This window comes from Nocardia sp. NPDC059154 (assembly GCF_042755705.1).
Taxonomy (GTDB): Bacteria; Actinomycetota; Actinomycetes; order Mycobacteriales; family Mycobacteriaceae; genus Nocardia.
On record NZ_JBHZCS010000036.1, the window covers coordinates 47,186 to 70,981 of the forward strand.

The 23,796-nt window shown below is 66.2% G+C and carries 28 protein-coding genes and 2 pseudogenes; 15 read left to right on the forward strand and 15 right to left on the reverse strand.

What is annotated here, in order from left to right; translation table 11 throughout:
* Nucleotides 1-36 precede the first annotated feature (36 nt).
* Nucleotides 37-819, reverse strand: a complete 783-nt coding sequence (locus tag ACFXN1_RS28380; RefSeq protein WP_379439519.1) for an SDR family NAD(P)-dependent oxidoreductase — start codon at nucleotides 817-819, stop codon at nucleotides 37-39.
* A 92-nt stretch (nucleotides 820-911) separates the two neighbouring features.
* On the opposite strand from ACFXN1_RS28380, the gene ACFXN1_RS28385 reads away from it, so the two are divergent.
* Nucleotides 912-1,529 carry a TetR/AcrR family transcriptional regulator gene (locus ACFXN1_RS28385; protein WP_379439521.1) on the forward strand — a complete coding sequence of 206 codons (618 nt, stop codon included), beginning with the start codon at nucleotides 912-914 and terminating at the stop codon, nucleotides 1,527-1,529.
* A 206-nt stretch (nucleotides 1,530-1,735) separates the two neighbouring features.
* Here the strand turns inward: ACFXN1_RS28385 and ACFXN1_RS28390 are convergent, their stop codons facing one another.
* Together ACFXN1_RS28390 and ACFXN1_RS28395 are read right to left on the reverse strand one after the other, a co-directional pair.
* Nucleotides 1,736-2,947, reverse strand: coding sequence for an alpha/beta hydrolase family protein (locus ACFXN1_RS28390; protein ID WP_379439522.1), 1,212 nt, complete (start codon nucleotides 2,945-2,947; stop codon nucleotides 1,736-1,738).
* Between the two features lie 259 nt (nucleotides 2,948-3,206).
* A complete protein-coding gene (locus tag ACFXN1_RS28395; RefSeq protein WP_379439524.1) occupies nucleotides 3,207-3,563 on the reverse strand; it encodes a DoxX family protein in 357 nt (118 codons plus the stop codon).
* A 49-nt stretch (nucleotides 3,564-3,612) separates the two neighbouring features.
* Between ACFXN1_RS28395 and ACFXN1_RS28400 the strand changes: the two genes are divergently transcribed.
* Together ACFXN1_RS28400 and ACFXN1_RS28405 are read left to right on the forward strand one after the other, a co-directional pair.
* Nucleotides 3,613-3,987, forward strand: coding sequence for a winged helix-turn-helix transcriptional regulator (locus ACFXN1_RS28400; RefSeq protein WP_379439525.1), 375 nt, complete (start codon nucleotides 3,613-3,615; stop codon nucleotides 3,985-3,987).
* A gap of 180 nt (nucleotides 3,988-4,167) precedes the next feature.
* A complete protein-coding gene (locus ACFXN1_RS28405; protein WP_379439527.1) occupies nucleotides 4,168-4,500 on the forward strand; it encodes a hypothetical protein in 333 nt (110 codons plus the stop codon).
* Between the two features lie 16 nt (nucleotides 4,501-4,516).
* Here ACFXN1_RS28405 and ACFXN1_RS28410 read toward each other — a convergent pair whose 3' ends face one another.
* Nucleotides 4,517-4,864: a hypothetical protein gene (locus tag ACFXN1_RS28410; RefSeq protein WP_379439528.1), complete on the reverse strand. Its 348-nt coding sequence runs from the start codon at nucleotides 4,862-4,864 to the stop codon at nucleotides 4,517-4,519.
* 323 nt (nucleotides 4,865-5,187) lie between these two features.
* Nucleotides 5,188-5,634 (reverse strand): RICIN domain-containing protein, encoded by a 447-nt coding sequence (locus ACFXN1_RS28415; protein WP_379439530.1) that lies wholly within the window; start codon nucleotides 5,632-5,634, stop codon nucleotides 5,188-5,190.
* Between the two features lie 813 nt (nucleotides 5,635-6,447).
* Between ACFXN1_RS28415 and ACFXN1_RS28420 the strand changes: the two genes are divergently transcribed.
* A complete protein-coding gene (locus tag ACFXN1_RS28420) occupies nucleotides 6,448-6,669 on the forward strand; it encodes a hypothetical protein (protein ID WP_357008936.1) in 222 nt (73 codons plus the stop codon).
* A gap of 421 nt (nucleotides 6,670-7,090) precedes the next feature.
* Here ACFXN1_RS28420 and ACFXN1_RS28425 read toward each other — a convergent pair whose 3' ends face one another.
* The 3 genes and pseudogenes from ACFXN1_RS28425 to ACFXN1_RS28435 form a co-directional block, all read right to left on the reverse strand.
* A complete protein-coding gene (locus tag ACFXN1_RS28425) occupies nucleotides 7,091-7,429 on the reverse strand; it encodes a hypothetical protein (RefSeq protein WP_379439532.1) in 339 nt (112 codons plus the stop codon).
* Nucleotides 7,430-7,607: 178 nt separating this feature from the next.
* Nucleotides 7,608-7,721 (reverse strand): annotated as a pseudogene (locus ACFXN1_RS28430) (electron transfer flavoprotein subunit alpha/FixB family protein); the annotation flags it as partial.
* Between the two features lie 103 nt (nucleotides 7,722-7,824).
* On the reverse strand, nucleotides 7,825-9,441 hold the full coding sequence (locus ACFXN1_RS28435; RefSeq protein WP_379439534.1) for an MFS transporter: 1,617 nt from the start codon (nucleotides 9,439-9,441) through the stop codon (nucleotides 7,825-7,827).
* Between the two features lie 253 nt (nucleotides 9,442-9,694).
* Here ACFXN1_RS28435 and ACFXN1_RS28440 point away from each other — a divergent pair, with 253 nt between their 5' ends.
* Together ACFXN1_RS28440 and ACFXN1_RS28445 are read left to right on the forward strand one after the other, a co-directional pair.
* Nucleotides 9,695-10,435 carry a hypothetical protein gene (locus ACFXN1_RS28440; protein ID WP_379439535.1) on the forward strand — a complete coding sequence of 247 codons (741 nt, stop codon included), beginning with the start codon at nucleotides 9,695-9,697 and terminating at the stop codon, nucleotides 10,433-10,435.
* On the forward strand, nucleotides 10,432-11,214 hold the full coding sequence (locus ACFXN1_RS28445; RefSeq protein WP_379439537.1) for a hypothetical protein: 783 nt from the start codon (nucleotides 10,432-10,434) through the stop codon (nucleotides 11,212-11,214). The genes ACFXN1_RS28440 and ACFXN1_RS28445 overlap by 4 nt, the downstream gene beginning before the upstream one ends.
* 5 nt (nucleotides 11,215-11,219) lie before the next feature.
* Here ACFXN1_RS28445 and ACFXN1_RS28450 read toward each other — a convergent pair whose 3' ends face one another.
* Together ACFXN1_RS28450 and ACFXN1_RS28455 are read right to left on the reverse strand one after the other, a co-directional pair.
* A complete protein-coding gene (locus ACFXN1_RS28450) occupies nucleotides 11,220-12,053 on the reverse strand; it encodes an IclR family transcriptional regulator (RefSeq protein WP_379439538.1) in 834 nt (277 codons plus the stop codon).
* Nucleotides 12,050-13,291, reverse strand: a complete 1,242-nt coding sequence (locus ACFXN1_RS28455) for a flavin-dependent monooxygenase (RefSeq protein ID WP_379439540.1) — start codon at nucleotides 13,289-13,291, stop codon at nucleotides 12,050-12,052. The genes ACFXN1_RS28450 and ACFXN1_RS28455 overlap by 4 nt, the downstream gene beginning before the upstream one ends.
* A 110-nt stretch (nucleotides 13,292-13,401) precedes the next feature.
* On the opposite strand from ACFXN1_RS28455, the gene ACFXN1_RS28460 reads away from it, so the two are divergent.
* On the forward strand, nucleotides 13,402-14,691 hold the full coding sequence (locus tag ACFXN1_RS28460) for an MBL fold metallo-hydrolase (RefSeq protein ID WP_379439541.1): 1,290 nt from the start codon (nucleotides 13,402-13,404) through the stop codon (nucleotides 14,689-14,691).
* 92 nt (nucleotides 14,692-14,783) lie between these two features.
* Here the strand turns inward: ACFXN1_RS28460 and ACFXN1_RS28465 are convergent, their stop codons facing one another.
* Entirely contained in the window at nucleotides 14,784-15,461 is a 678-nt protein-coding gene (locus ACFXN1_RS28465) for a DUF3159 domain-containing protein (RefSeq protein WP_379439543.1), read from the reverse strand.
* On the reverse strand, nucleotides 15,458-16,420 hold the full coding sequence (locus ACFXN1_RS28470) for a TauD/TfdA dioxygenase family protein (RefSeq protein WP_379439544.1): 963 nt from the start codon (nucleotides 16,418-16,420) through the stop codon (nucleotides 15,458-15,460). The genes ACFXN1_RS28465 and ACFXN1_RS28470 overlap by 4 nt, the downstream gene beginning before the upstream one ends.
* Before the next feature lie 81 nt (nucleotides 16,421-16,501).
* Here ACFXN1_RS28470 and ACFXN1_RS28475 point away from each other — a divergent pair, with 81 nt between their 5' ends.
* Nucleotides 16,502-17,077, forward strand: coding sequence for a TetR/AcrR family transcriptional regulator (locus ACFXN1_RS28475; protein WP_379439546.1), 576 nt, complete (start codon nucleotides 16,502-16,504; stop codon nucleotides 17,075-17,077).
* Nucleotides 17,074-17,409, forward strand: coding sequence for a hypothetical protein (locus ACFXN1_RS28480; RefSeq protein ID WP_379439547.1), 336 nt, complete (start codon nucleotides 17,074-17,076; stop codon nucleotides 17,407-17,409). Before ACFXN1_RS28475 ends, ACFXN1_RS28480 begins: the two co-directional genes overlap by 4 nt.
* Nucleotides 17,410-17,948: 539 nt before the next feature.
* Here ACFXN1_RS28480 and ACFXN1_RS28485 read toward each other — a convergent pair.
* Nucleotides 17,949-18,146: a hypothetical protein gene (locus tag ACFXN1_RS28485; protein ID WP_379439549.1), complete on the reverse strand. Its 198-nt coding sequence runs from the start codon at nucleotides 18,144-18,146 to the stop codon at nucleotides 17,949-17,951.
* A 90-nt stretch (nucleotides 18,147-18,236) separates the two neighbouring features.
* Between ACFXN1_RS28485 and ACFXN1_RS28490 the strand changes: the two are divergent.
* From ACFXN1_RS28490 to ACFXN1_RS28515, 6 genes and pseudogenes are all read left to right on the forward strand, one after another.
* A pseudogene (locus ACFXN1_RS28490) lies at nucleotides 18,237-18,347 on the forward strand (hypothetical protein); the annotation flags it as partial.
* Between the two features lie 250 nt (nucleotides 18,348-18,597).
* Nucleotides 18,598-19,485 (forward strand): LLM class flavin-dependent oxidoreductase, encoded by an 888-nt coding sequence (locus ACFXN1_RS28495; RefSeq protein ID WP_379439550.1) that lies wholly within the window; start codon nucleotides 18,598-18,600, stop codon nucleotides 19,483-19,485.
* Between the two features lie 33 nt (nucleotides 19,486-19,518).
* Nucleotides 19,519-20,574, forward strand: coding sequence for a dihydrodipicolinate reductase (locus tag ACFXN1_RS28500; RefSeq protein ID WP_379439552.1), 1,056 nt, complete (start codon nucleotides 19,519-19,521; stop codon nucleotides 20,572-20,574).
* 151 nt (nucleotides 20,575-20,725) lie between these two features.
* A complete protein-coding gene (locus ACFXN1_RS28505) occupies nucleotides 20,726-20,920 on the forward strand; it encodes a hypothetical protein (protein ID WP_379439553.1) in 195 nt (64 codons plus the stop codon).
* Between the two features lie 114 nt (nucleotides 20,921-21,034).
* Nucleotides 21,035-21,430 (forward strand): hypothetical protein, encoded by a 396-nt coding sequence (locus ACFXN1_RS28510; protein WP_379439555.1) that lies wholly within the window; start codon nucleotides 21,035-21,037, stop codon nucleotides 21,428-21,430.
* 129 nt (nucleotides 21,431-21,559) lie between these two features.
* Nucleotides 21,560-22,153: a hypothetical protein gene (locus tag ACFXN1_RS28515; protein ID WP_379463707.1), complete on the forward strand. Its 594-nt coding sequence runs from the start codon at nucleotides 21,560-21,562 to the stop codon at nucleotides 22,151-22,153.
* Nucleotides 22,154-22,400: 247 nt separating this feature from the next.
* Here the strand turns inward: ACFXN1_RS28515 and ACFXN1_RS28520 are convergent, their stop codons facing one another.
* A complete protein-coding gene (locus tag ACFXN1_RS28520; protein ID WP_379439558.1) occupies nucleotides 22,401-23,246 on the reverse strand; it encodes an alpha/beta hydrolase family esterase in 846 nt (281 codons plus the stop codon).
* Nucleotides 23,243-23,725 carry a macro domain-containing protein gene (locus ACFXN1_RS28525; protein ID WP_379439559.1) on the reverse strand — a complete coding sequence of 161 codons (483 nt, stop codon included), beginning with the start codon at nucleotides 23,723-23,725 and terminating at the stop codon, nucleotides 23,243-23,245. Before ACFXN1_RS28525 ends, ACFXN1_RS28520 begins: the two co-directional genes overlap by 4 nt.
* Nucleotides 23,726-23,796 lie beyond the last annotated feature (71 nt).

The window sequence follows — 23,796 nt, forward strand, 5'->3', positions numbered from 1 at the left end:
CTGGGCGTACTGCATATTCAGATCAGGGGCAAGCACTCACGGCATGACCGAGCCGCCCGCGATGTCGAGCGTGACGCCGGTGATCCACGACGACGCGGCGGAGGCGAGGAACAGCGCCGCGGAGGCGACGTCGTCGGGGGTACCCAGCCGTCCCAGCGGGAAGCCCCGCAGCAGGTGCTGCCGTTGTTCGTCGGACATGAAGCGCCGCATCCGCTCGTGCTCGATCGTGGCGGGCGACACGCAGTTGACGCGAACCCCTTGGGGTGCAAGCTCTTTGGCCAGATGACGACTCATCGACACCACTCCCGCTTTGGCTGCCGCGTAGGCGGCCGAAGCCGGGGTGGCCTGTCGGGCCGACGATGACGCCATGGTGACGACGGCGCCGCGGCGAGCGATCAGGTCCGGCAGGAACGCCGAGATGGTCAGGAAGGTAGCCGTGAGATCGGAATCCACCACGTGACGCCAGTGTTCCGCGGTCTCGTCGATCGACGGCACCGGTTGGCCATAGCCGCCGGCGAAGGCGATCACGATGTCGACTTCACCGAATTGGTCCAGGACCAGGGCGCGTACCCGGTCCATGTCGGATTTCGAGGTGCAATCGGCGACGGCCGTCAAGGCCCGGCCGCCTGCGGCGGTGATCGCGGTCGCGACGCCGTCCAGCGCGGCGTGGTCGCGGCCCACAACGGTCACCGCAACACCGTTGCGGGCCAATGCGATGGCGGTGGCCGCGCCGATTCCGCGGGAGCCGCCGGTCACGACGGCGGTCTTGCCCGCCAGATCCGGGTGGTCGGCCATCACTGCAAGGTCCGGAGTAGTCACGCCACTGTCCTTTTCGTCATCGCGGGTGTCTGGCGAGATTTAGTTAGACTGTCCGTATGAATAAATCAGGCGCGCAAGGTACTGTCAAGGCCATGAGCCCACGCCAATACAACCTGGGGAAGCGCACCGCGCAGATCGAGCAGAGTCGCCGGCAGGTTCTCGACGCCGCCAGGGCTGTACTGGGTGAGGCCGACAGCTACAACGGATTCACGCTGGATGCGGTAGCCAAGCGTGCGGACGTGGCCCGTGCCACGGTCTACTACCAGTTCGGGTCGAAAACCGGCCTACTGGAAGCGGTCTGCGACGATCTCGGCGTGGCCGGCGGCCTGTCCGAACTGGTCAAGGCATTCACCAACCCCGAACCACTGGCGGCGCTCGCCGAATTCATCGCCTGCTTCGCGCGCTTCTGGCAGGCCGACCGCCCCGCCATGCGGCGGCTGCGCGCGCTGGCCGCACTCGACGCCGACGTCCACACGGTTATCAGCGCCCGCGACGAGCGGCGCCGCGAAGGCTTGGCGGTATTGGCGGCTCCCTTCGCCGACGCCGACGGGAACCCATCGGAGGGAGACACCGATCGGCAGGTGCGTATCCTGCTGGCCCTCACCAGCTTCGAGACGTTCGACACCATGGTCGGACCCGACGGCGACCTGTTCGACGCCATCCCGGTCATCACCGGGATGGCGGCCACCGTGCTGGGAGCAAGCACATAGGAATGTTCGGCCCGTTCGGGCTGAAGATCAGCCGCCCGAGATCGACAGGGACGGTCGAACGTCCTGCACTGCCGGTGTTCTCTGGCGATCATTGCGTCTCGAGGCCGTAACGCGCCCTGCCTGTTCATCTTCCGAGGTGCCGCGCCGGCCGGTTCGGTCAGCGCAGTATGCGGCGTTACAGGATATTCGTCAGCAAAGAGCATGGGTCACAGATGTGGAAGCATTTCGGGCTGTGCGAGTCGCTTGAGGGTTTCCGCGAGGCTGCTATCGGTGCGGCCGAAAACGGCGTCGAAGTAGGCCAGCAGGGACGAGCGTTGGAGGTCGATCGAGCGGCTTGGATCGATCGAGCCGATCGCGGCGTTCTTCGCGTCTTCGGGGAGAAGGCCCGCCGCGGCCACTCCTGCCACGATCACCTGTTCGTCGGTGAAGGACATGTGGCGGGTACCTGCGATGCGGAGGGGCAGCTTCAGTCCGGTGTTGGTTGCCCAAGACGGTTCCCAGCCCGAGTGCCCGAACCACGGCGAGGTGTCGCCGGCGAGCATCAGCAGCGGCCGATCGAGACCGTCGGTGGCAACGGAGCCGAGTACGGGGCCGTCCAGATTGACGCCGGCGGCGATGCGCGCGTCGTCGTGCATGGTTTGAGCGGTGGTCGACCCTCCGAGAGAATGGCCGAACATACCGACCTTCGTCAGGTCCAGCTCATCGGCGAGGTGTTGCGGCAGCGCAGCAGCCGCATCGGTGGAATGTCCGGCCGCGGCGGCGAGCTGATCGAGAACGAAACGCATATCGGCGACTCGGATCGGAAGCAACTGGTCGGACAGGACGCTCAGCGGCGAATCCACCGGCACCGCACTGTGCTCGGTGTGCCCATCGGGGAATTGAACCGCGAATGCCTCGTGAGTGTGGTTGACGGCGACCACGACGTAGCCGTGGCTCGCAAGATCCTCGGCTTGAAAGGTGTTCAGCCCGGCGGTGTCGTCCAATCCTGGCGAGTTCAGCAGGATCGGAAACCGCCCGCCGACTCGGGCCTGCTCGTCGCTGCGGCCATGACTCGGCGTGAGCGCCCAACTGTCCGAAGCGACACCGGCCTGGGTCAGGCCGAAGCGCTGCTCTTCTCGGGCGCCCGGCGCCATCCACGGTGCCAGGGGCGAGGTATCGGCGTCGTCAGCTGGATACCAGATCTGCACCATCAGTTCGCGTCGGTGGCCGGGATCCCATGGATCGGCGCGATTGGCATCGACGAGATGCCATTCGGTAACGCCGACCGGATCGGGCCCGGTCGGAGCGGGCAATGTGATCGTGATAGCCGGATCCGTGGGTGTGCCGGGGCTCGCTTCCGCGACGCCAGCGGCAGCTGTGGCCGCCATCGATGCTGCGGCGACGGCCAGGATGCGCCGTCGTAAACCCTTGTGTTCCAAGATAATTCCCCCGAGTCGATATGAGCATCGGTTGGCCACCATACAAGATCAGAAACGGGGACGGGTCACTGATCGTCGAGTCCAGATCAAGACCCGCCGTAACCAGGACCTTTGATAACCCCGGCTGCGAGGCGGTCGGCCCAACTGGCTTGGGCCGCGGATTGGGCACGGCCGGTTGAACTTCCGAGGCCCGCACTGACCGCTTTGGTCAGCGGCATTACAGGCGCGTTCCTGGTGTGGGTGGTATGTCGCCGCAAGCTCAGGCGGGGCGAACATCGAGAACGAGCACGACTGACGTCGCGATCGAGAACGCGAGGAAGACCGTGGCTCCCAGCATGTTCCGGTCGCCGCTGCGGATGTGGGCGACGATCGCGCCGCCGAAGTAGAGCACCAGCCCGATCGCGGCGGCGATCGCGAAGGGCGGGAACCAGATGCCCCAGACGAGACCGACCGACGCGGCGATCTGCAGGCTCCCGAGCGCGGTGAGCTGGGACGTGGTGAGGTGGACCGCTTCGGCGAATTCGCGGATCCACGCTGGGCGAACGAACTTCATCACTCCGGACTGGAGCATCGCCACAGCGAGCAGGACGGACAGGATCAGGGCTGCGATGTGCATGATCGCAACGCTAGGAATCCGATAGGTACCCTTTGGTAACCTTCGGATCGTGAGTGCCCCTGCCGGAATCATGTTCATGTCCGACTGCCCTGCGCGCACAGCAATCGAAGTCATCGCGAACAAATGGTCGGTAGTCACCCTGTACGCGCTCCAAGACGGCCCCAAGCGACACAGCGAACTGGTCGCCCTGTCCGGTGGGATCTCCCGAAAAGTGCTGACCCAGACCCTCCGCCGCCTACAGAGCAACGGCCTCATCGACCGACAGCTCTACGCCGAAGCGCCCCCACGGGTGGAGTACAGCCTGACCCCGCTCGGCCGGACGCTCCAGGAACCGATAGCGATGCTGACGGAATGGGCGCAGGTGCACGGAGAAGAACTCGTCGACTTCCAGGAATCAACAGCTGCCGCGAACCAGACGCACTAGGTTACGCACAGCCCACACCTTCGGAGAGTCCGGCGCCAAAGCATAAGGAACCGACTACCGATCATCGACAACACGGTGCGTGCGGCCGCGCTGTACGCGGCAAAATAGTGCGCTTCGCCTCGGGCTGATGGCGCTGCGACCGACCACAATCGCCGAGCAGCCGCACTTCATAATGTCGGCATGTACTTCCGTGGCAATCTCCCGTTCCGAGGCGAGATCACCTGGCTCACTGCTGAACAAGGTGGCCGCTCATCGGGTCCACCGCCCACGCCTGCTGACCAGGATTTCGCCGCAACAGCATTCGTGCCTCCGCACACCCTGAAGGATGGCCTGGCATCGTTCGTCCTGCGCGTGGACGATCGCACGGCGTGGCGTTCACCCGCGAGCGCCGGATGGCTGGTCGTCGACAACAGCGGCGCCTACAGAATCCAGGTCGGTTCGGTTGCCATCATCACTGGAGGGTCACGCACGATCGGCTACTTCCACGTGAACGAAGTGCTCGGCCTCACCTGAGAACCTGAGCAACTTCTCATTCCAGGTCAGCGAACGTCCCCTCACCAGGACGCCACACCCCCCACATGTCGGAAAACCCCGAGAGCATGGCGATTTCGCCTTCCAGTTCCTCGAGTGCCGGATGGATGGAGAGGGTACCTATCGCGAACCGCAGGAGAAGCCCGGTGCCAACAGCTTCATCGGTCGACACGACGGTCTGGTTGATGAAGGCGCACAGCGTATCTCGATATCCCGCATCTCCCAGGGACCGAGTAGTACCGTCGGCGTCGATGGTTGGCCAAACGTAGCAGGACAAGCGTGGGCCGTCGAAGTCGAGCTGGAGGTAATCCCTGACGAAAACCACCGAGGCAAGTTCGAGACCCACCAGGCGAGCGGGCAGCGAGTCTCCGAGAGGATCCATTGGCCTTCGTGGCGGTGAGCTCTGCAGAGTGAGCTGAATCGGTTGAACGAATGAACAATAGCCGCATCTGGCCGTACCCCTCGTACCGGCGGCCACGTGAGAACGGTCTGCCTAAGGCACGAAAATCGTCAATAGCGTGCACTGCCGGCGGCCGAGCGACACTCAGCCCGTTGATCTTTCGATGCCCCGCGCTGGCCGGTTCGGTCAGCGCGGTATGCGGCAGAATAGTGCGTTCGGAGCGATCTACCAGAAGGTCAGGCACCTTCCGGATTTCACCCGCAATAGATTTACCAGCGTTGATTGGCTTGACCGTTGCACGGGTACGTGACGACCGGCGCCGGATCAGGGTTCGCCCCCTGGATATCGAGGCAGAAGTCATTCAGATAGCTACGGATCTCCGCGCCATTCCTGTACCAGGCTTGATTGAGCTGACCGTTACACGGGTACGAGACGACCGGCGCCGGATCAGGGTTCGCCCCCTGAATATCAAGACAGAAACCATTCATTCCACTACGGATCTGCTGGCCGTCCCAATACCAGGCTTGATTGGACTGACCGTTACACGGGTACGAGACGACCGGCGCCGGATCAGGGTTCGCCCCCTGAATATCAAGACAGAAACCATTCATTCCACTACGGATCTGCAGGCTGTCAGCTGACGCCGCAGACGCTACAGTCAATGCGGCAATAGCCGCCAGCAATAGAATGACAGATCTACGAATGCCTTTCAGCACGTTCTTTTCCCCCTCCAGTTGCAGCCCCGCTGGCGGCAACTCCGGATGGAGGCTAGCACAGCCACCCGGCGCCGTCTCGGCAGTTTCTCCGAGCCTGAGAATTGACGAAAGGCTCTGCTGCGATACGCCTTCCGCCCTTCGGGTCCAGCGTCAGTGGGCCGTGGCCCTGCGTCATGGCTTCTCCGTGCGATTGATCGGTGATGACGGGTACGACATGGAGATGGGGGTGGCGGATTACCAGTTCGCGAATGCTGTCGACCTCCGGGTCCGGCGGAGTTGGTTGATCATCTACGGACCGCTCCTCACCGCAGGCAACTGGTCTTTCCCGATGGAGGGGCCGAACCCCGGAAGACGGGGTCGCGCGGGCGCAGTGGGTTCGGCAGGCGCGCCCGAGCCTCGCCGACACTGAACACCGAAGTGCGCGACTGACATTCACCGAACGCTACCTTCGTGACACCGAGGGCCGATCATCCTGCCTCGCATCCACAGCGTCAGCTATACCGACTTCGGGTGGCGCACAGGCGATCTGCGGCACGCCTCTGCTTTGCGGTGTCTCGAACGGGTTGCCCTCAGCTGGGCGGCAGTGTCGGTGACCTGTTCGGCCGGTCATGCGTACAGCCCTAGCGAAGTGCCGGGGGCTGTCCTCGTGAATTGGGTGGTCCGGGCTGAGCAGGTCGATAGGCGAGTGCGTTCGAATGGTTGCCGCGTCCAACTGTTGTCGAGCATCGTGCGAACCGTCGATAAGCGAACTCCAAGATTTCGTTAACGCCGTCCTCGCAGAGTGGTCTTGTCAGACGACAAAGGGAGGACACAGTGAAGGCACTGGCGAGCACAGCCGTCATCGGCGGAGTCATTGCAGCGGCGGTCATCGGATTAGCCGGGTCGGCGTCCGCGACGGCGACGCCGGTAGTGAACACCTGGTGTCCACACAGCGAGTTGATGCATCCGACGTGGGATGTGAACACCGGGGAACCCGTCATCTGCGTCAACACCGGGATCAGCGGGTACATGTGGGTTCCTGACGCCACCCGCTGATTCCCGGCCACTGCCGCGGATTCACGTGGCGACCTTTCGGGGCCATGCCGGTGAGCGAATCTGGCTGTGCCCCAGTCACCGAAGCGTCCAGCCGACGCAATCCGCAGCAGTGGCCGACGCCCGAAAAGCATATCCGCTGCCAGATCCATCGAGTGGCAGACCGGTAGCTGGGCTGATTTCCCGGCGGCAAGCCGCTCGGTCATCGGCAGTAGCGGACGTTCCGCCGGCCTCGGATCGGCACGGCCAGTTGATCTTCCGATGCCCCGCGCTGGCCGGTTCGGTCAGCGGAGCCGGTGATCACCACAGAGCTGAAAACCGTCGCAGGGCCGGAAGAGGGTGTCAGGTAGGTGAGAACAGGTGCCATGGTCCGACCCGGCCCGTGGGGTCAGCACGGGCCTACCCGGGCAGCAGCGCCCTGCCCTCACCCATGGCGGGGTCCATCCCAACAGCCCAGCATCACGCAGTTGATCGTGTTGACCGCGTCCACGAACGCCCCGTACACATTTCCGGCGGCCAGGTCCGCGCTGCCGGTGGGGAAAATCGTCAGGAGCTCGGCACTTCCGCTGCCGCCGGGGACTCCTACCCACGAGCCTCCACTCAGGGTGTTCGCGCTCCCGGTTGTCCCGCTCCCGGATGCCGCCGTATCCGATGCCGAGGGCGTCCCGGCGGGATCGTTCAATGGCAGCGGGGCGGCCGCAGCCTGACCGGTCCCGGCGAGCAGGATGCCCGCGACAGCGCCGGCGAGGATGAGAGTCCGCATGTGTAATTACCTTTCGATGCCGCGACCGGCCTCCGCCGAACCGCGCCCCCAATCGTGAATTGCACCTTTTCACAATTGGGGCATTGGTTCGGAGCCCCTAATGCCATGGGCAGAACGCAAACTGTCCTCCGGCCGTTCGGGCCGGGGGACAGTCGATCGCGGGTTACCGCAGGGGTGTTCAGCCCTTGTGGGCCTTCACGGCCTCGGTGAGCTGCGGGGCGACGTTGAACGGGTCGCCGACGATGCCGTAGTCCGAGATCTCGAAGATCGGGGCCTCTTCGTCCTTGTTGACACGCGTGCGTGGGCGAGGACCCTGTCACCGCCCTGGCGGTCCTGGCTCAGGTCCGCCGCTGCGCCCCTGGGCCACCGTGCACAGCGCGCGCTCAGGCATCTGGCTAGTGGGTGAATGTGCCGCCGGTGGCCGGGGTACGGCCGTGTTTCATGACCAGTGCGATCGTGAGGGCGCAGGCGGCCGCCGCCGCGCCGAACCAGAAGCCGAGTTCGTAGCCCTTATCGGCGAAGACATTCGGCAGTGTGCTCTCCTGCGGGGGTCGTCCGGCGACGCTGACACTGGTGGTGATGGGGTGGGCGCTGACGAAGGCGGTGGTGACTGCCGTTCCGATCGCCGTGCTCAGGCTCTGGGTAGCGCCGAGCATGCCGCCGCTGATGCCCTGCTGCTCTGGGGGTACCGCCTCCACCATGAGGATTGGCATGCAGGCGTAGTAGAGACCCAGAGCAGCACCGAATCCCAAGCTGCAGAGAGCGAAAACCTGCCAGGTGTGTGGCAATACGGCCAACGTGACCGTGGTGATGACGAAGAGCGCCAATGCCGCCAGCAGCGGCAGACGAGCGCCCACCCGCCGGGCCAGAAGTCCGGCGACGACTCCGAACAGCATCGCGACCAGCCCTTGGCCCAACCCGATTCGTAGCGCGAACTGCATGAGCGACAGGCCGTCGCCGTAGTGGTAGCCCGGTGTGAGGACTACCTGAACCAGTTCCGGCGGGAGGACCCGTCCAGTCGATTGGGCGACCCGGTCCAGAGTGCGCGACACGATCGTCGTCTCGAGTTCGGATTGCGCAGGAGTCTGCACCATGTAGGCGACCGCGTAGCTGTGCACGCCGACCAGGCAGGCGGCGAACACCGCAGTGAGCAACACCAGACTTACTCGCGGCGAGAACAACAAGCGCATATCCATCAGCGGTGTGCGCGTCCGCAATTCCACGACCACGAAGAGCCCGAGTGCCGCAATGCCTCCGATCAGCCACGCCAGGGTGGTGGGCTTGCTCCAACCCCAATCGTTGCCCTTGGACACGTACAGCAGCGCCATTGCCATGCCTCCGGACAACAGCACGGCTCCGGTGAGGTCCACACCGCCGCGCGCCCGTAGCTTCGACTCGGGGACCACGAACGCCACCAGTGGCGTCATGGCGGCCACGAATGCGAACAGCACCCAGAACATCGCCCGCCAGCTGTGCTGATCGACCAGATACCCGGCCAGGATCGGAGCCACAGCGGCGGAGAACCCCAAACCGGTGGCCGAGATGCCGAGCCCGATCGGAACGTACTTGTGCGGCAACAGATCCCGGATCAACCCATAGGCAACGATCGCCATTCCGGCGGCCGTGGCCTGCAGGCACCGGCCGGTCAGGAATACTGCCCAATTGTCGGTGGTCGCGGACAGTAGACACCCGGCGGAGAACACCACGCCGGCGATGAGGAAGATCCGCTTCTTGCCCCAGATGTCGCTGAGTTTGCCGATGACGGGTGATGCCGAGGCCCCGATCAAGCCGAACACGATCAGCGACCAGGTGATGTTGGGCCCCGCCTGCGGAAACGACGGTGCGATCTTCTGCAGGGCGGCCGACACCATGGTGAATTGGATGGGCGCGACCTCGGTGTAGAGGACGATGGTCGCCAGCACCGCGACGATCCGCAGCCGCGAGGACTCGTCGAGCCGGCCGGTGTCGGAGCCCGGTATATCGGCGGCGCCAACGGTGGAAGTTGTTGACATTGCACCTTCTTCGTCAGAGGTGTTGGAGGCTCCGCCAGGGTGCACGCGAATTCCGCTACTTCAGCTCCGGTTTCGGTGAGTGGAACGGTCATGGGGTGCCGCTGAGCTCCGGCTCGGGCCGCGGCGCGGTCGGATGCCACTCACCGACATCGTGGTGTGACTCCTGCTCGCGGCTCGCTAACTTCCGTTCGGTCGAAGTGACCGCTCTCACATTCCATTGGCTGATCGAATGATTCGGCTTCAGAGGAACACCATGAATTCACGCAGGACGACGTCCGCTTTCGCCGCCTTCACCTCCGCCGCCGTCATCGGCGGCCTAGTGACTTCCGTCAGCGCCTCGGCGGCGCCCCCAGCTGCCGCTCCGACACCGGCGGTGTCGTATTCCGCCGAGCCGACCGGAGATTCGGTCACCACCACCCTCGATGGCGGGACCTTCGCGTTGTCGCTGGACGGGACCTCGGTGCTCGTAAGAGACGTCGCTGGGCAGATCCTGGATGCGCTGCCATCGGCGTTGCGGTTGGACGGCCGGCAGATCGGGATCGATCAGCGGATCTCCGCCGACGGCCGGTCGCTGGTCTCCACGCCGGACTGGGATGCGGTGCGCCATCAGGACATTCGACCCATCGCGGCCCCGCTCGAAAATCAGCTGGCGATGAACGACCTCATCAATTCGGTGAGCATCGGCACCTCGATCGGCAGCTTGATCGGCACCGCGATCGGCGCGGTGGTCGGGGTGGGCGTCGGATTCGCGGTCGCCGGCGCCTCCTGCGTGGTCCTGACTCTCGGGTGCGCGTTGGTGGTGCTGCCGGTCGTCACCCTCATCGGTGGTGTCGGCGGACTGGTCGGGTTGGTGGTCGGTGGCGGCCCCACCGCGGCAGCGGCCCTGTTCGATTACTTCACGGTACTGCGGGCCAATCCGGGCGAGAGCAAATATGCGCCCTACCTGCCCAACCGCTCCCAGCCCGCCCCGAGCGCACCCGAGGAGACCCGATGACCGCCCGGCACAACGGAATCGCTTCGCTCAGCGTGGCGGGACTCGCCGCACTCATGGGTGCCGGTGGCGTGGTGGCGGCCGGGCCCGGGCGCGCCGACGTCGGCCCGCCGGTCCACTACTCGGTCAGCGTCGTCGGCGATTCTGTCCGGACCGTCCTGGACGGCGGAAGCTTTGCCGTGGCCGCCGACGGGCAGTCGATCGAGGTGCACGACAACGCGGGACTGGTGGTCGACGCGATGCCGCTGATGGTGTTCCTCGGCGATGGGCGTGTGCCCGTGACCCAGCGCATCGACGACGGAAACCGAACGCTCACAGTGGCTCCCGACCTCAGCGGTGTTCCGGCTGCGGCGCTGCAGCCGATCGCGTCACCGATCGAGAATCAGCTCGCGCTCACCGATCTGGCCAATAACCTCAGCCGGGGGCCGCTTATCGGCACCGCTATCGGGATGGCAGTGGGCGCGGTGATCGGCGGTGTGCTGGGGTTGAGCACCTGCGCGGTGATGGGCCCGGCCTGCGTGGCGACGGTACCGGCCGCGGTGTTGGTGTTCTCCGGAGCGGGCGGGCTGGCGGGAACTCTGGTGGGCGGTGGCGCGGGGCTCGTCGACGGGGTGCGCAAGTATCTGATCACCTTGCAATCCGCTCCGGGCGAAAGTCCGTACGCGCACAACGGATTGGTCGACCCGGACGGCACCGGCGTCCCCGACGCAATCCTGCGGCTTCCCAGCGGATCGTCCAATGGGCTGCGAAGCGGATCCTCGGGCGGGTCATCCCACCGCTGACCGGTTCACAGCAGAGCGTCGTCGTCGAGCAGCGCCAGCACCCGCGTGACCAGCGCGTCGGCGGGCGTCGATGACGACGCCTCGGTGCCGTCCGGGTCGAGCCGCGACGACACCCGCCGGGCCGCCTCGACGACCAACGGGGCGAATCGTTCGACGGTGGTTGCGGTGCCGGGAGCGCTCACCCCGAGCGCGCCGCGGATGCCGTCGGCGCCGCGGATGACCGTTGCGACGCCGTAGATTCCGGGCAGATGCTCACCACTGTCGAACGCCAGCCCATTGCGGGCGCGGATGCGGCGCAGCTCGGCGTACAGCACCGGCAGACTGGTGATGGTGGCGGGCGTGCACGGTCGCAGTCGCCCGGCGAGCGTCGTCTCGGCCTCCTCCGGGTCGATACCCGCGAGCAGCGCCTTGCCCAGCGCGGTCGCATGGGCGGGCGCACGGTGCCCGACACCCACGACCGAGGCCCACGGAAGGCGGGTAACCCGGTCGAGGAACACGACCTCGTCGAAGTCGAGGACGCCGAGATACGCTGTCGCGCCAGTGGATGCGTGCAGTTCCTCGAGTGCGGGCAGCGCCGCGACGCGCAGATCGGCGTTGGTGTCGTGGCCGCCGCCCAGCCGCAGGGCGCGCGGCCCCAGACCGTACCCGCCGGGACGCTGGCGCAGCCAGTCCAGCATGGCCAACTGCTCGAGAATGCGGTAGCAGCTCGACCGCGGTAGTCCGGTGTGCGCGACGACTTCGTCGAGCCGCATGCGCATCGACCGATCGTCGAACAGATCCAGGATGAGGGTCATGCGTTCGAGCATCGACTGCGGCGGGCCTTCGGTTCTCGGGTTCATACGATCACCATGTCGTCGCCGACTTCGAGTCCGAATGCCCATCGGCCGTAGAGCCTCAACGCCGGGTCGGGCTGATTGACCAGGTGGGCCGCGGCGGTGCTGACATCTCGCCAGACGCGTTCGATGCCCGCGCCCTCACGAATGGCCTCTGCCCCCGCCACCCGCCGCAAGGATTCGAGCGCGGCCAGTGCGCGCTCGATGGCCCATACCTGGTCACGCCGCGTGCGCAGCCTCAGTTCCGTTGTGAGCACGTTGCCGGCGGCGACCGCGACGGTCGCTTCACGCGCGTCCCGTTCCAATTGCAGGATCGCCGCGTCGATTTCGGCCAATCCCCGCGCGACTGTCACCTGGACCGCCGGATCGGTGACCGAGCGCGCACCCGCCAGACTGAACGCCGCGCGCTGACCGGCACGGCCCAAGTACTGCTCGAACGCGCCCTGAACCGCTCCGATCACCGGTATGCACGCGGCCAGGCTGTAGATGATCGCGAGTGGGTAATGGCCGGGGGGAGGCTCGGAGCCGACCATGTCAGCGCCCGTGGGTTGCGCAGAGGTATGGACCAGATGCGCGGGGACGAACACCCGCTGTGCCGTCACCGACCTGCTGCCCGTCCCGCGCAGGCCGATGGTGTTCCAATAGTCGCCAAGGGCGAGCTCCGCACGCGGCACGACAGCGGTCGCGAGGCCGACCGGACCTCCGTCGGGCCCGGTTGTCAGCGCCGCCAGCGCGGCCCATCCACAATGCTCGATCGCGGGCACGTTCGGCCACTGACCATCCAGTAGGTACCCGCCCACCGTTGAGGTCAGCCGCCCGGCGGGCGCGTGCGACGCGGTCACCAGCGCATTCGGCGCCGATCCCCACACCTCCTGGCGCGCATGCGGTTCCAGCAACGCGACATGGCAGGATGCGGCACCCAGCATCGCGGCCACCCAGCCGGTCGACGGGCAGGCCGCCGCCAGGGTGCGCACCGCGTCGAAGAACCCGACCGGGTCCGCGGACCCGTGCTCGGCGGACGAGTACAGCAGTGTGAACAGCCCGGTCTCGACCATCGCCGCGATCACCGCCGGATGCGTCACGCGATCGTGCTCGGCATGCTCGGCGTGCTCGCGCACCATCGGCGTCAGCGCCGCGATGGCGGCCGATATCGCCTCGCGTGTATCAGTGCCCGCGGCCGCCGCCGAGCGCGTCCGAGATCGGGACTCGGTGGCGGCGCCCCGCACGCGGGATGGGTGAGCCATCGGTGTCGTTCCGCTCAACGAAATAGCCTGCCTTCCATCGGTTTCCCGCCCCTACCTTCGGCTGTGTCCCGCGGCGGTGATGCCGCATCCCCCAGAGAGGAGTTCATCGCATGACCCAGGCACAGCCGGTTCCGGAGCACACGACAGCCACCGGTGAGACGGCGTTCATCGGATTCGCGGTGGAACAGATGACCCACCTGTTCTCCCGTGGCCACGGTCCAGCCGGCGAAGCGGAGATCATCGAGGCCGCGCCACGCACCTACTACATTCGGCCCGGGGTGGCCAATATCGCGGTGTTCGAGACCGACGAGGGCCTTCTCATGGTCGACACCGGACTCGCGGGCGATGGACCGGAACTGCTCCGGGCAGTGCGGTCGATCTCCGACAAGCCGCTGCACACCATCGTCTACACCCACGGACACGTCGATCACGCATTCGGCCACTGGGCCTTCCTCGAGGCCGGTGAGACACCGCGGATCATCGCGCACGAGAACCTGATCGGGCACTTCGATCGTTACATGAAAACGCCGGGCCTCAACGCGGTGATCAACAAACAGCAGTCCGGCACCGAGGACAAGGCCTGGCCCGCCGAACGCACCGATTTCCTCTGGCCCACCGAAACCTATCGCGACACACTGGAACTCACCCTGGGCGGGGAACGATTCGTGATCCGGCACGGCAAGGGGGAAACTGACGACTGCTCGTGGGTATGGGCACCCGAGCGCGGCGTCATCGCCGCCGGTGATCTCGTCACCGGGTACCTGCCCAACGCGGGCAATCCCCGCAAGGTGCAACGCTATGCCGAGGAATGGGCCGACGCCGCCGCCGAAATGGCGGCCCTGCAACCCGAAGTGATCATTCCCGGCCACGGCACCCTGGCCATCGGCGCCGCCGCCATCCAGGACGAATTGCAGGCGATCACCGCGTATCTGCGCCACATCGTCGACCACGCGCTGGCCGGGCTGAACGCGGGCGTCCTGCACGACGAGATTGTCGAGACGCTGCGGATCCCCGACCACCTGGCCTCCCACCCGCGTCTCCCGGCCATCTATGACAAGCCGGAATTCATCTGCCGCAACGTGATTCGCCGATACAGCGGCTGGTGGGACGGCCACCTGGCCAACCTGCTGCCCGCGCCCGAGCGCGACCAGGCCCTCGAATACGCGGCTCTGGCCGGTGGAGCGGACCGGCTTGCCGCTCGGGCCCGGGAGCTTTCCGCGTCCAATATCCGGCTGGCCTGCCATCTGGCCGAGACGGCGTTCCACGCCGATCCCGACGACCCCGCCATCCAGTCCGCCTACGTCGAGATCTTCACCCGCCGTGCCGAAATCGAGCCGGCGCTGATGGCCAAGGTGATCTTCAGCGAGGTGTACTTGCGGGTCGAGGCGCGGAGGCCTTAGCCCGCCACCGAGGGTGCGCCTGTGCCGCCACCACTTCGGCCGGTGGTGGCGGCACGGGAGTGCGTTCGGAATATGCTGCGCCATCATGGGTGTCACTCGTTCATGTGCTGTGGCCGCGATCGCTGGATCCGCAACCAGGACATTGCCGCCAGCACGACCGCCGCAGGCTTGCCCAGCAGCATCGCCGCCAAGCTCAGAGCGGCGACGTTGTTCGCCAGATACAGCGGCACGAGCACCAGCACGTGCACGATCCAGTTCGCGAACCACATGCCGGTGATACGCCGATGCAGCCGCAGTCGCTCCGCGGTCATCTCACCGGCCGGTTCGAAACCCGCCTTGCGGCAGATCCACCAACTGATGGGGTGGCGGCCGACCAGACTGATCCCGAAGACGACGGCGAGTGCCACGTAGCGGATCACCGTGGTCAGGAAGAAGTCTCGGCCCTCACCGGTGAGCTGGACGATCAGCGAGTGGATCAATACCGCGATCATCGATGCGGTGACTACCTTGACCGAATCGCCCCGCACCAGGCGTACCAGGGCCAGTACGGCCGCCGCGATGATCGCGACGGCGATACCGGCGTCCGCACCGGCGAGCTGATATCCGAGGAGAAACGCCACCGCTGGGGCGAAGGCGTCGAGGCTGCGTTGAAATCCGTTGAGCTGCTTGAATTTCGCGAGAATTTGCGCAGCGGCCGAGTTCGTTCGACCGGCATGGTCGACATCGGGTCTTCCGGTCGATGGCGGCTCATCGGTGCGGGCGGGGCTCATCGGTGCGGGCGGGTTCCGGCGATGGACGCACGTTCCATCACCCGGATAGCGGGCCAGTAGTCGCTGGAGGCGTAGTGCTGGACCGCGCGGTTGTCCCAGAACGCCACGGTGTGCGGCTCCCAGCGCAGCCGGACCTGATGCTCGGGGTAATCGGCCTGGCGGCACAGCCGGTCGAGCAGTGCGGCCCCTTCCTCGCGGTCCATACCGTCGATCTGCTCGACGAAGACCCGGTTGACGTACAAGTGACGCTTGCCGGTCTCGGGGTGTGCCGCCACGATCGGGTGCGCGACCTGCGGATGTGCGGCGCGCATGGCGTCGCGCTTGTCCTCGGGCAGCGAGTGCCCGAACGCCCGGCTGAAGTCGTGGACGGCATCGCGCCCGTCGACGAGGGTGCGCGTCTCCTCGTCGAGCGAGTCGTAGGCGGCGTGCATATCCGAGAACAAGGTGTCGCCACCGAGGGCAGGAACCTCGAGGGCGTGCAGGATGGCGCCCGCCGACGGCTGCTCACGCCAGGTGACGTCGTGGTGCCAGCTGTTCTCGAATCCGGTGACCTGAGCGCTCTTCTGGAAGCGGACCAGTTCGGGGTGATCGGTATTGGACGGGATGAAAGGGTGGATCTCGAGCTCGCCGAAACGCCTCGCGAATTGCACGTGCTGGGTGGAGGTCATGGGCTGCTCACGGAAGAAAAGCACCTTGTAGTCGCGCAGCGCCTGCCGCAGCTCGGCGATCACCTCGTCGGAGAGGTCGGCGGTGAGATCGACCCCCGAAATCTCCGCGCCCAGTGTGGATCCCACCTGAACGGCGTCGAAATTCTGCCACCGGAGCCCGGCCAGCCGGTCTCGTTCAGCGGCGAGGTGGGTGAACGGGCCGGAGATCAAGGGCGAGCCCGGCATCCGCACCGGGCGGACGTCGAGCGCGGCAGCGGGTTCCTTGTCGGCGACCACGATGGTTTCGGTCATGAGAGATTCCTCCTGGATGAACTGCGTGAACCCGAACTGTAGTCAGTCGACTACACTGGGGGTGCGCGCTAGTGTAGTCACGTGACTACGCAAGCGGCAAGCAAGTCCTCGAACGAGGCGGGCCCGGTCGGACGTGACGAGGTGATAGCGGCGGTGTTGACCAGCGCTGCCGACCTGTTCGCCGAGCGCGGCCCGGCGGCTACGAGCATCCGCGACATCGCCGAGCACGCGGGGGTCAACCACGGGCTGGTCTTCCGGCACTTCGGTACCAAGGACAAACTGGTAGCCGCGGTGCTCAACCACCTGGGATCCGAACTGATGTCGCTCGATGCCGACAGGCCGTTGACCTCGGCGGACCCGCGCTGGCAGCGCCACTGGATCGTGTTGGTGCGCTGCATCCTCGACAGCTTCGACGTCGGCTCGCTGCAGGAGCAATTCCCTGTCATGTCGCTACTGCTCGACCACGCGCGACACCATCATCCCGATGAGCGGTCGGCCGCGCTGGCGGTCGCGAATGTCGCCGCGCTCGAACTCGGTTGGCGATTGTTCGGATCGTTCCTGCGCGCGTCCACCGGCTTGGGGGACGTATCCGAGGCCGAGTTGCAACCGCTCATCGACAGCTTGGCCGTCCGGATGCTGCGGGGCGAACGCTCATGACCGACCATCATCTGTGCTCGGACGACGGCCTTGCTGGGCGCGGCGGCCGCCGCCGCGATGACGCGGTCGCCGACCGCTACCTGACCGCGGTCACCGCGCGCGTACTCGGCGTCGACCGGGCCCGGGCGATCCGGCTGATCACCACTCCCACTGCTCGGCGCACCCCGACTGGCGGCACAGCGTTTCGCCGCCGAGGCCCTCAAGCCCACCGAAGCGGGCACATGCTGAAGCTCGGCGATCATGCTAACCCGGCTGGCACCGCTGCTCGGCAACAGATGAAAACTCCGGAAAACCCCTGCGGCTCTGGCGGCGCGCCGCTGCGCACCGGCTGACCACCTTGGACCAGGCCGACGAACTGACCACCGAACACGTACGGCTCACCGCGCACACGATCGGGATCAGCGAGCGCACGGTGTGGCGGTGCGTCCGGGCCGGACGCACACCCCCGCCGCCACCCGCGCAACCACGCGACGGATTCCGGATCGACGCCGAACTACGTGTGCGCCTGGCATATTGGCGCGGTAACGCCTCCGCCCTGCACCGCGAGCTGGTGGAGGCGGCTGAGCAGGACGGCCCGCCCGCACCGAGCCTGGCGACCCTGCACCGCGCGATCCGCCAGGATGTGCCACGCGGTGACCTGGTTCGTCGACGCCATGCACGACGTCATCCTCGGCGCGGCGATCACCCCGCTCACCCCCAACCGCGCCAGCATCCTGGCCGCGCTGCGCGCCGCCGTCCTGCGGCGGCCGCCGTTCGGCCCGGCCGGAGGACTACCGGCAGTGGTGCGAATCGACCAGGGCAAGGACTTCCTGTCCCGCACCGTGGCCGAAGCGCTGGGCGCGTTCGCGGTCCGGGTCGTGGACCTGCCCGGCTACACCCCGTATCTGAAGGGCACCGTGGAGATGGTCGACGGCGCGGCCGAGGAGATGCTGTTCGCCGAGATGCCCCGATACACCCACGCCAAACCCAGATCAACGGTGCCCCGGTCGATCCCGACCAGCCCGCGCTCACCTTCGAGGGGTTCGTCACCGAGGTGCTGGACTGGATCGACGGGTGGAACACCAGACATCCGATCGACCAACTCGACGGCCTGTCACCACTGGAGTCGTGGCTCGAGGATCCCACCCCGGTCCACGATATCGACGAAACCCAGCTGTGGATGTTCACCCTCGAAGACGACCGCGCGCACCGCAAGATCACCACCAAGGGCGTCGGATTCGGCCGCGGCCGCCACTACGTCGCCGACTGGATGGTCGGCATGGCCGGCACCACGGTCCGGATCCGCTACGTGCCCCACCAAACCGCCGAGATCGAGGTGTTCGACGCCAAAACCGGTGCCGCGCTCACCTTGCCGCCGCGTCGGACGATGACTATCGGTCAGCGACGACCGGCGTCGAAGCTATCCGTGCCACCCGTTCGATCGAAGCGCGGCTTCTGTCGTGTTAACTTCCGGAACGTCAGCGCTGGCTCGAAATCGAAATCGCCTGACCGGGGTCGGGTGGTTCTGAGAGGGTCGCCGTATGAAGATCGGTGTTGCGCTTCCGCAGATGGCTCCCGGGTACGAACCGGGTACGACGGTCGACTGGGCTCGGCGAATCGACGCGGGTCCGTTTTCGAGTGTCTCGGTGGGCGAGCGGGTGACGTTTTCGAACCCGGAGATGGTTGCGACGCTGGGTGCTTGCGCGGCGGTGACGGAGCGGGTGCGGGTTCTGGCGAACCTCTGGGTGCTGCCACAGCACCCGGTGGCGATGGTCGCACAGCAGATCGGGACTCTCGACCAGCTCGCGAACGGACGTCTCGAGGTGGCCGTGGGCGTCGGCGGTCGCGAGCACGACTACCGCGCTCTCGGCGCTGATTTCAAGGGACGGCACCAGCAGCTCGACGACAAGGTGGCCGAGTTGAAGTCACTGCTCGCCGGTGAGCCGCCGTTCGAGGGCGCGGACCCGGTCGGGCCGGCGTGCGTGCAGCCGGGCGGGCCGATCATTCTCGCCGGCGCGATGGGGCCGAAGGCGATGCGTCGGGCGGCGCGGTGGGCGGATGGCATCTCCGGCTTCAGTATTCGAGGCGATGCCGAGGAGATCGCCAAGGTGGGCGAGCTCGCCGACCGGTGCTGGGCCGAGGCCGGTCGTGCGACGACCCCGCGCAAGGTCAGTGGCTGTTTCACCGCCCTGGGCGTCGCCGATGCCTCGGAGGCGTTGCACGCCTTCACCGCTCGCTACCTCGGCTTCCTCGGACCCAGGCTGGCCGAGATGATCGCCGCCTCGACGCGGGCGTCGAGTCCCGAGGTGCTCGCCGACATTCTCGACGGCGCGGAGCGGGCCGGGTGCGACGAGTTCATCCTGGTCCCGGCCATCACCGACCTGAAATTCCTCGAGGTGGCGGCCGAGGTGGTGACCGCACGGCCTTGACGCTCGAGGAATGGAACCTGTTCTATTCCATGCATGACGCTGCGAGTGATCCAGTGGGCCACCGGTGGGCTTGGCCAGGCCGCGATCGGCCAGATCCAGCTGCACCCGGATCTCGAGCTCGTCGGGTGCTGGGTGCATTCGGAGGCCAAGGTCGGCCGGGACGCCGGTGAGCTCGCCGGGATCGGCCCGATCGGTGTCACCGCCACCAACAGCATCGACGAGATCCTCGCAATGGACGCCGACTGCGTCCTCTACTCGCCGCTGATGCCGAATCCTAAAGAGGTGGCGGCGATTCTGCGTTCGGGCAAGAACGTCGTCACGCCGCTGGGCTGGTTCTGGCCGACCGCGGAGGAGAAGGAGAGGATGACGGCCCCGGCCCGCGAAGGCGGCGTGACGCTGCACGGGACCGGGATCGACCCGGGAGGTGCCACCGAGCAGCAGCCGCTGTTCTTCACGGGCCTGTCCAGCGCAATCACGTTCGTCCGCGGTGAGGAGTACTCCGACATCCGCACCTACAACGCCCCCGACGTCGTACGCCACCTCATGGGTTTCGGTCAGTCGCCCGAGCAGGCGATGAACGGTCCGATGCTGGCGTTGCTGGACAACGGGTTCGACCAGTCGGTGCGGATGTGCCTGGACGCGCTCGGCTTCGCCGACGCCGAGATCCGCAGCAGCCGCGAGGTGGCGGTCGCGACCGCGCCGATCGACTCGCCGATCGGCGTGATCCAGCCCGGCCAGGTCGCCGCCCAGCGCTTCGCCTGGGAGGCATTCATCGGCGACACCAAGGTCGTCAGGGTCGCGGTCAACTGGCTGATGGGCGATGAGAACCTCGACCCGCCTTGGAAATACGGCGACGGCGGCGTCCGGTTCGAGGTCGAGGTGAAGGGCGATCCCGACTGCTACGTGACGATCCACGGATGGCACCCGACCAGCGTGGCGGCCGGCCTGCAGCGCAACCCCGGCATCGTCGTGACCGCGGCGCACTGCGTGAACTCGATCCCCTACGTCTGTGCTGCCGAACCCGGCCTGCTGACCTTCGTCGACATGCCCGTGGTCACCGGTCGGGCGCACCCGGACCTGGCGCGCTGATCGCACCGGGCGTCTCGCGCCGACTGGATCTCGCTGTGCCCGTTGATCTTCTGATGCCCGGTGCCTGAGGTCCGCTGTCAACGCTGAAACGGATCGAAAGCGTGTTCTATCATCAGTTCCGGCGCCTGATGAGCGAAAAGGAGTGGTCGAATTGGCTGATGAACAGCTGGACCCGGCAGCGGACGAAGACGCGTACGACGTCAATTTGGAGGAACCCGTCATCGACTCCGCTGTGCCGACCACTTGGCAGGAATTCGCCGAGGACGCCCGGACAGGGCAGTCGGCCATGGTCATAGAGGGGTTCGGGAGCGTCACGCTCCCGGGGGCGGCCCGCTTCACCGGATAGACATTGTCACTCGTCTTGGATCGTCACGCCGCCCGCATCGAGCGGACGAGGGATAACGGTGTTGGTCAAAGTCGATACGGCTCCAGCCGCACGCCACACGAAGGACCTCGAAGCATGAGCATGACGCAGACATTGACCGCTCTCGGGGGAATCACTGTCGCAACACTTCTCACCGCATGCGAGACCGCCGACGACAGTCGCGCCCAGATCCCCACGTACGTATGCAATGAGGCCATCGTCGTGCAGCCGCTGGGATACAAGGATGGGGACACCGTCGTCATCACCGGCCGAGGCGACTGCCAACCCGCAGAAGGCACTGCCGGACAGGACAATACGATGAGAGGTCCCTGGCAGATCACCCAACGCAGCCCGACACCCATCACTTACAGCTGCGGAAAGCAACCTCCAGCGCCCCTTGGCCTCGACGGCAAGCCCATCGAGTTCCTCACCATCTCCGGCAACATCGCGAATGCTCCTGCCTACGTCAACGGCTACGACTGCATCCCGTAAGCGATCACACTCCGACCGGTTCGGTCAGTACGATCAGCGGTATTACACGTCGTTCGCTGCTGGCCTGAAGTGTGTGCCGCAGGGGCGGTCTGGTGTCGGTAGTGCGCGTTCCATGACAGGGTGGGCCGCGTGACCGACGAGTTCGCCGCCGTGACGAAGATTCATATCCACGAGGACGAGTGGGGCATGCGCTGCCTTCACCCTCTGGCGGCCGCCACCGAAGTGGCGGCCGACTTGCGTGCGAGCGAGGTCGCGAGCGGTGCCAACCGCGCGCCGGACGGCATCGGCTGGACCGATGTGCACGAGATCGCGGCGCCCGAGCACGACTACGCGGAGGCAGGGCTGACGTTCGCACAGGTCGATGCGGTACTGGCACCGATCATGCCGCGGGTCCGGCGGTTCGTCGCGACGGCGTCGGCAGGGTTCGACGAGAGTAGACGGGACCCGATGGGCATCTACGAGGATGACGCCTACTGCTACGGCGTGGACGCGTCCTGTTTCATCAAGTTGAACGGCGATGAGCCTCTGGTCGAGAGCATTTGGTTTCGGGCCGACACCAAAGACCCCGCGCGTCTGGAACTGCTCCGGCGGGCGATCATTGCCGTTGACCTAATCGCTCCGTCGGTCATCGCTGACTACTGGCTCGACTGCACCGGCCCCGTCGCGGACGGTGAATTCCTCCACCGGTACATGCGGATGCTCGCGCAGGAAGCCGAGGACTAGGCCGGCCGCGATGGCCTCGCCGGACTGCTGGCCATGCCCACCACGCAGTGAGCGCATCCTGAACTCGGCAGTGGCGGACGTTCAGCCGGCCTCGGATCGGCACGGCCAGTTGATCTTCCGATGCCCGGCGCTGGCCGGTTCGGTCAGCGCGGTATACGGCAGTAGCGGATGTTCTGTGTGGTGGTCTCGGGCCGCCGGTTGGTGACATGTCGCCTTACCTGCGAATGCCGATGGGCCGATTCCGAAGTCACAGTTGACGTTTCGACGCGGGGATGAGTCTTGGGAGTGCGAATTTACAGATCTCGTCGGTGGCGTCGATATTCTGCGCAGTCGCACCGATCGGGATGAGGTGGAACCTGGGCGGGGTGCTGCCAGGCCAGGTGTGGCCCGAACCATCTATCGCCCAGGCAGATACCGCGGTCTCTGCGACACCGCCGGTGAACGTGTGCCGAGTCACCGCGAAGGAGCCCGGGCGGTCCGGCGCGGCCGTAACGGTAGTCGATTCGCTGTCATGACACCCGTCGACGGCACGCCAGTAGTCCACTGCGTCCTGTTGTGGCAGCAGCCGAAACGTTCGACGACCACCACCGAGCCTGCGACGAGAACGGTCGACACCGCCGATCGGCACGATCGGATCGGTGGTGCCGTTGATCAGCAGCACCGACACGGCATGACTGGGTTTCAGCTCGCGCACCCGCCCCGGCATGGCCGAGGCAACCGCCGCGAGCACCGCCACCTGTGCGCTGGACTGCACGGCCAGACGGTGTCCCATGAACCCACCAGCCGACATACTGACCACGATCGTCCGATCCGACATCGCTCCATGCCGCTGCGCCGACCAATCGATCACGGCACGCAGGAAATCTACGTCGTGTTCGGCGTCGGCCCCAACATCGTCGCCATTTCGGCCGTCGGCCCAGTTACGGCGATACCCATCCGGATACGCGACGGCCATACTCCAGTGGTCTGCCTTGGAGTCGAACCGGTCATGTGTTGCATCATCTGCCCCAGGAGGATGACGCCCGGGCGTCATGGCAGGGCGAATGCACGACATTCGCAGTTGCGGATGTTCCGATACGGGCACCGGAGTCATTCCAGGTCATATACGACGACGGTGATGCCACGGCTGGATAGGCGGTTACGGATGAGTGGCTCGATCCGGTCCCAGGTTCCGCCGGCCAGACCGCAGCCGATGCGTGGCATGTGCACCGAGGCATCCGACGCCGCCGCGAAATCAGCTAGCTTCTCCAGGTTCTGGTCGACGGCGCCGTAGCGGATCGGCGGACTGCCCGCGCGGGAACGGATGCCGTGCTGGCCGATCATGTTGGCCACGTGCAGATTCGGTGCGACCTGGACGAGCTGTACCGCGCCCAAGGCAAAGTCGTTGGCGTCGCGCTGCCGGTGCCAGTCGCGGTAAGCCCGTTCGGGTTCCGGCCATCGTGTCGACACAGCGACGACGAAGCCCTTGCCCCAGCGGCCGAGATCGTTGCAGATGTGCGCGATGATCGCGGGTCCAGCAGTGCCGGGTGCGGTGGCGTCCCCGGTCTCGTACACGATCTCGGTCTTACTCATGCTGTCCTCCCGCGCCGAACATAGACGCGGGCACCGACATCAACCACGTACCGCACCCGGTCGGCCAGCAC

Bases quoted from the DNA above. Each gene is read 5' to 3' on its own strand.
- ACFXN1_RS28385 (WP_379439521.1), top strand. From the start codon at position 912: ATGAGCCCACGCCAATACAACCTGGGGAAGCGCACCGCGCAGATCGAG.
- ACFXN1_RS28395 (WP_379439524.1), bottom strand. From the start codon at position 3,563: ATGCACATCGCAGCCCTGATCCTGTCCGTCCTGCTCGCTGTGGCGATG.
- ACFXN1_RS28405 (WP_379439527.1), top strand. From the start codon at position 4,168: ATGTACTTCCGTGGCAATCTCCCGTTCCGAGGCGAGATCACCTGGCTC.
- ACFXN1_RS28425 (WP_379439532.1), bottom strand. From the start codon at position 7,429: ATGCGGACTCTCATCCTCGCCGGCGCTGTCGCGGGCATCCTGCTCGCC.
- ACFXN1_RS28435 (WP_379439534.1), bottom strand. From the start codon at position 9,441: ATGTCAACAACTTCCACCGTTGGCGCCGCCGATATACCGGGCTCCGAC.
- ACFXN1_RS28440 (WP_379439535.1), top strand. From the start codon at position 9,695: ATGAATTCACGCAGGACGACGTCCGCTTTCGCCGCCTTCACCTCCGCC.
- ACFXN1_RS28445 (WP_379439537.1), top strand. From the start codon at position 10,432: ATGACCGCCCGGCACAACGGAATCGCTTCGCTCAGCGTGGCGGGACTC.
- ACFXN1_RS28450 (WP_379439538.1), bottom strand. From the start codon at position 12,053: ATGAACCCGAGAACCGAAGGCCCGCCGCAGTCGATGCTCGAACGCATG.
- ACFXN1_RS28455 (WP_379439540.1), bottom strand. From the start codon at position 13,291: ATGGCTCACCCATCCCGCGTGCGGGGCGCCGCCACCGAGTCCCGATCT.
- ACFXN1_RS28460 (WP_379439541.1), top strand. From the start codon at position 13,402: ATGACCCAGGCACAGCCGGTTCCGGAGCACACGACAGCCACCGGTGAG.
- ACFXN1_RS28465 (WP_379439543.1), bottom strand. From the start codon at position 15,461: ATGAGCCCCGCCCGCACCGATGAGCCGCCATCGACCGGAAGACCCGAT.
- ACFXN1_RS28470 (WP_379439544.1), bottom strand. From the start codon at position 16,420: ATGACCGAAACCATCGTGGTCGCCGACAAGGAACCCGCTGCCGCGCTC.
- ACFXN1_RS28480 (WP_379439547.1), top strand. From the start codon at position 17,074: ATGACCGACCATCATCTGTGCTCGGACGACGGCCTTGCTGGGCGCGGC.
- ACFXN1_RS28485 (WP_379439549.1), bottom strand. From the start codon at position 18,146: ATGTCTGGTGTTCCACCCGTCGATCCAGTCCAGCACCTCGGTGACGAA.
- ACFXN1_RS28495 (WP_379439550.1), top strand. From the start codon at position 18,598: ATGAAGATCGGTGTTGCGCTTCCGCAGATGGCTCCCGGGTACGAACCG.
- ACFXN1_RS28500 (WP_379439552.1), top strand. From the start codon at position 19,519: ATGACGCTGCGAGTGATCCAGTGGGCCACCGGTGGGCTTGGCCAGGCC.
- ACFXN1_RS28510 (WP_379439555.1), top strand. From the start codon at position 21,035: ATGAGCATGACGCAGACATTGACCGCTCTCGGGGGAATCACTGTCGCA.
- ACFXN1_RS28520 (WP_379439558.1), bottom strand. From the start codon at position 23,246: ATGACTCCGGTGCCCGTATCGGAACATCCGCAACTGCGAATGTCGTGC.
- ACFXN1_RS28525 (WP_379439559.1), bottom strand. From the start codon at position 23,725: ATGAGTAAGACCGAGATCGTGTACGAGACCGGGGACGCCACCGCACCC.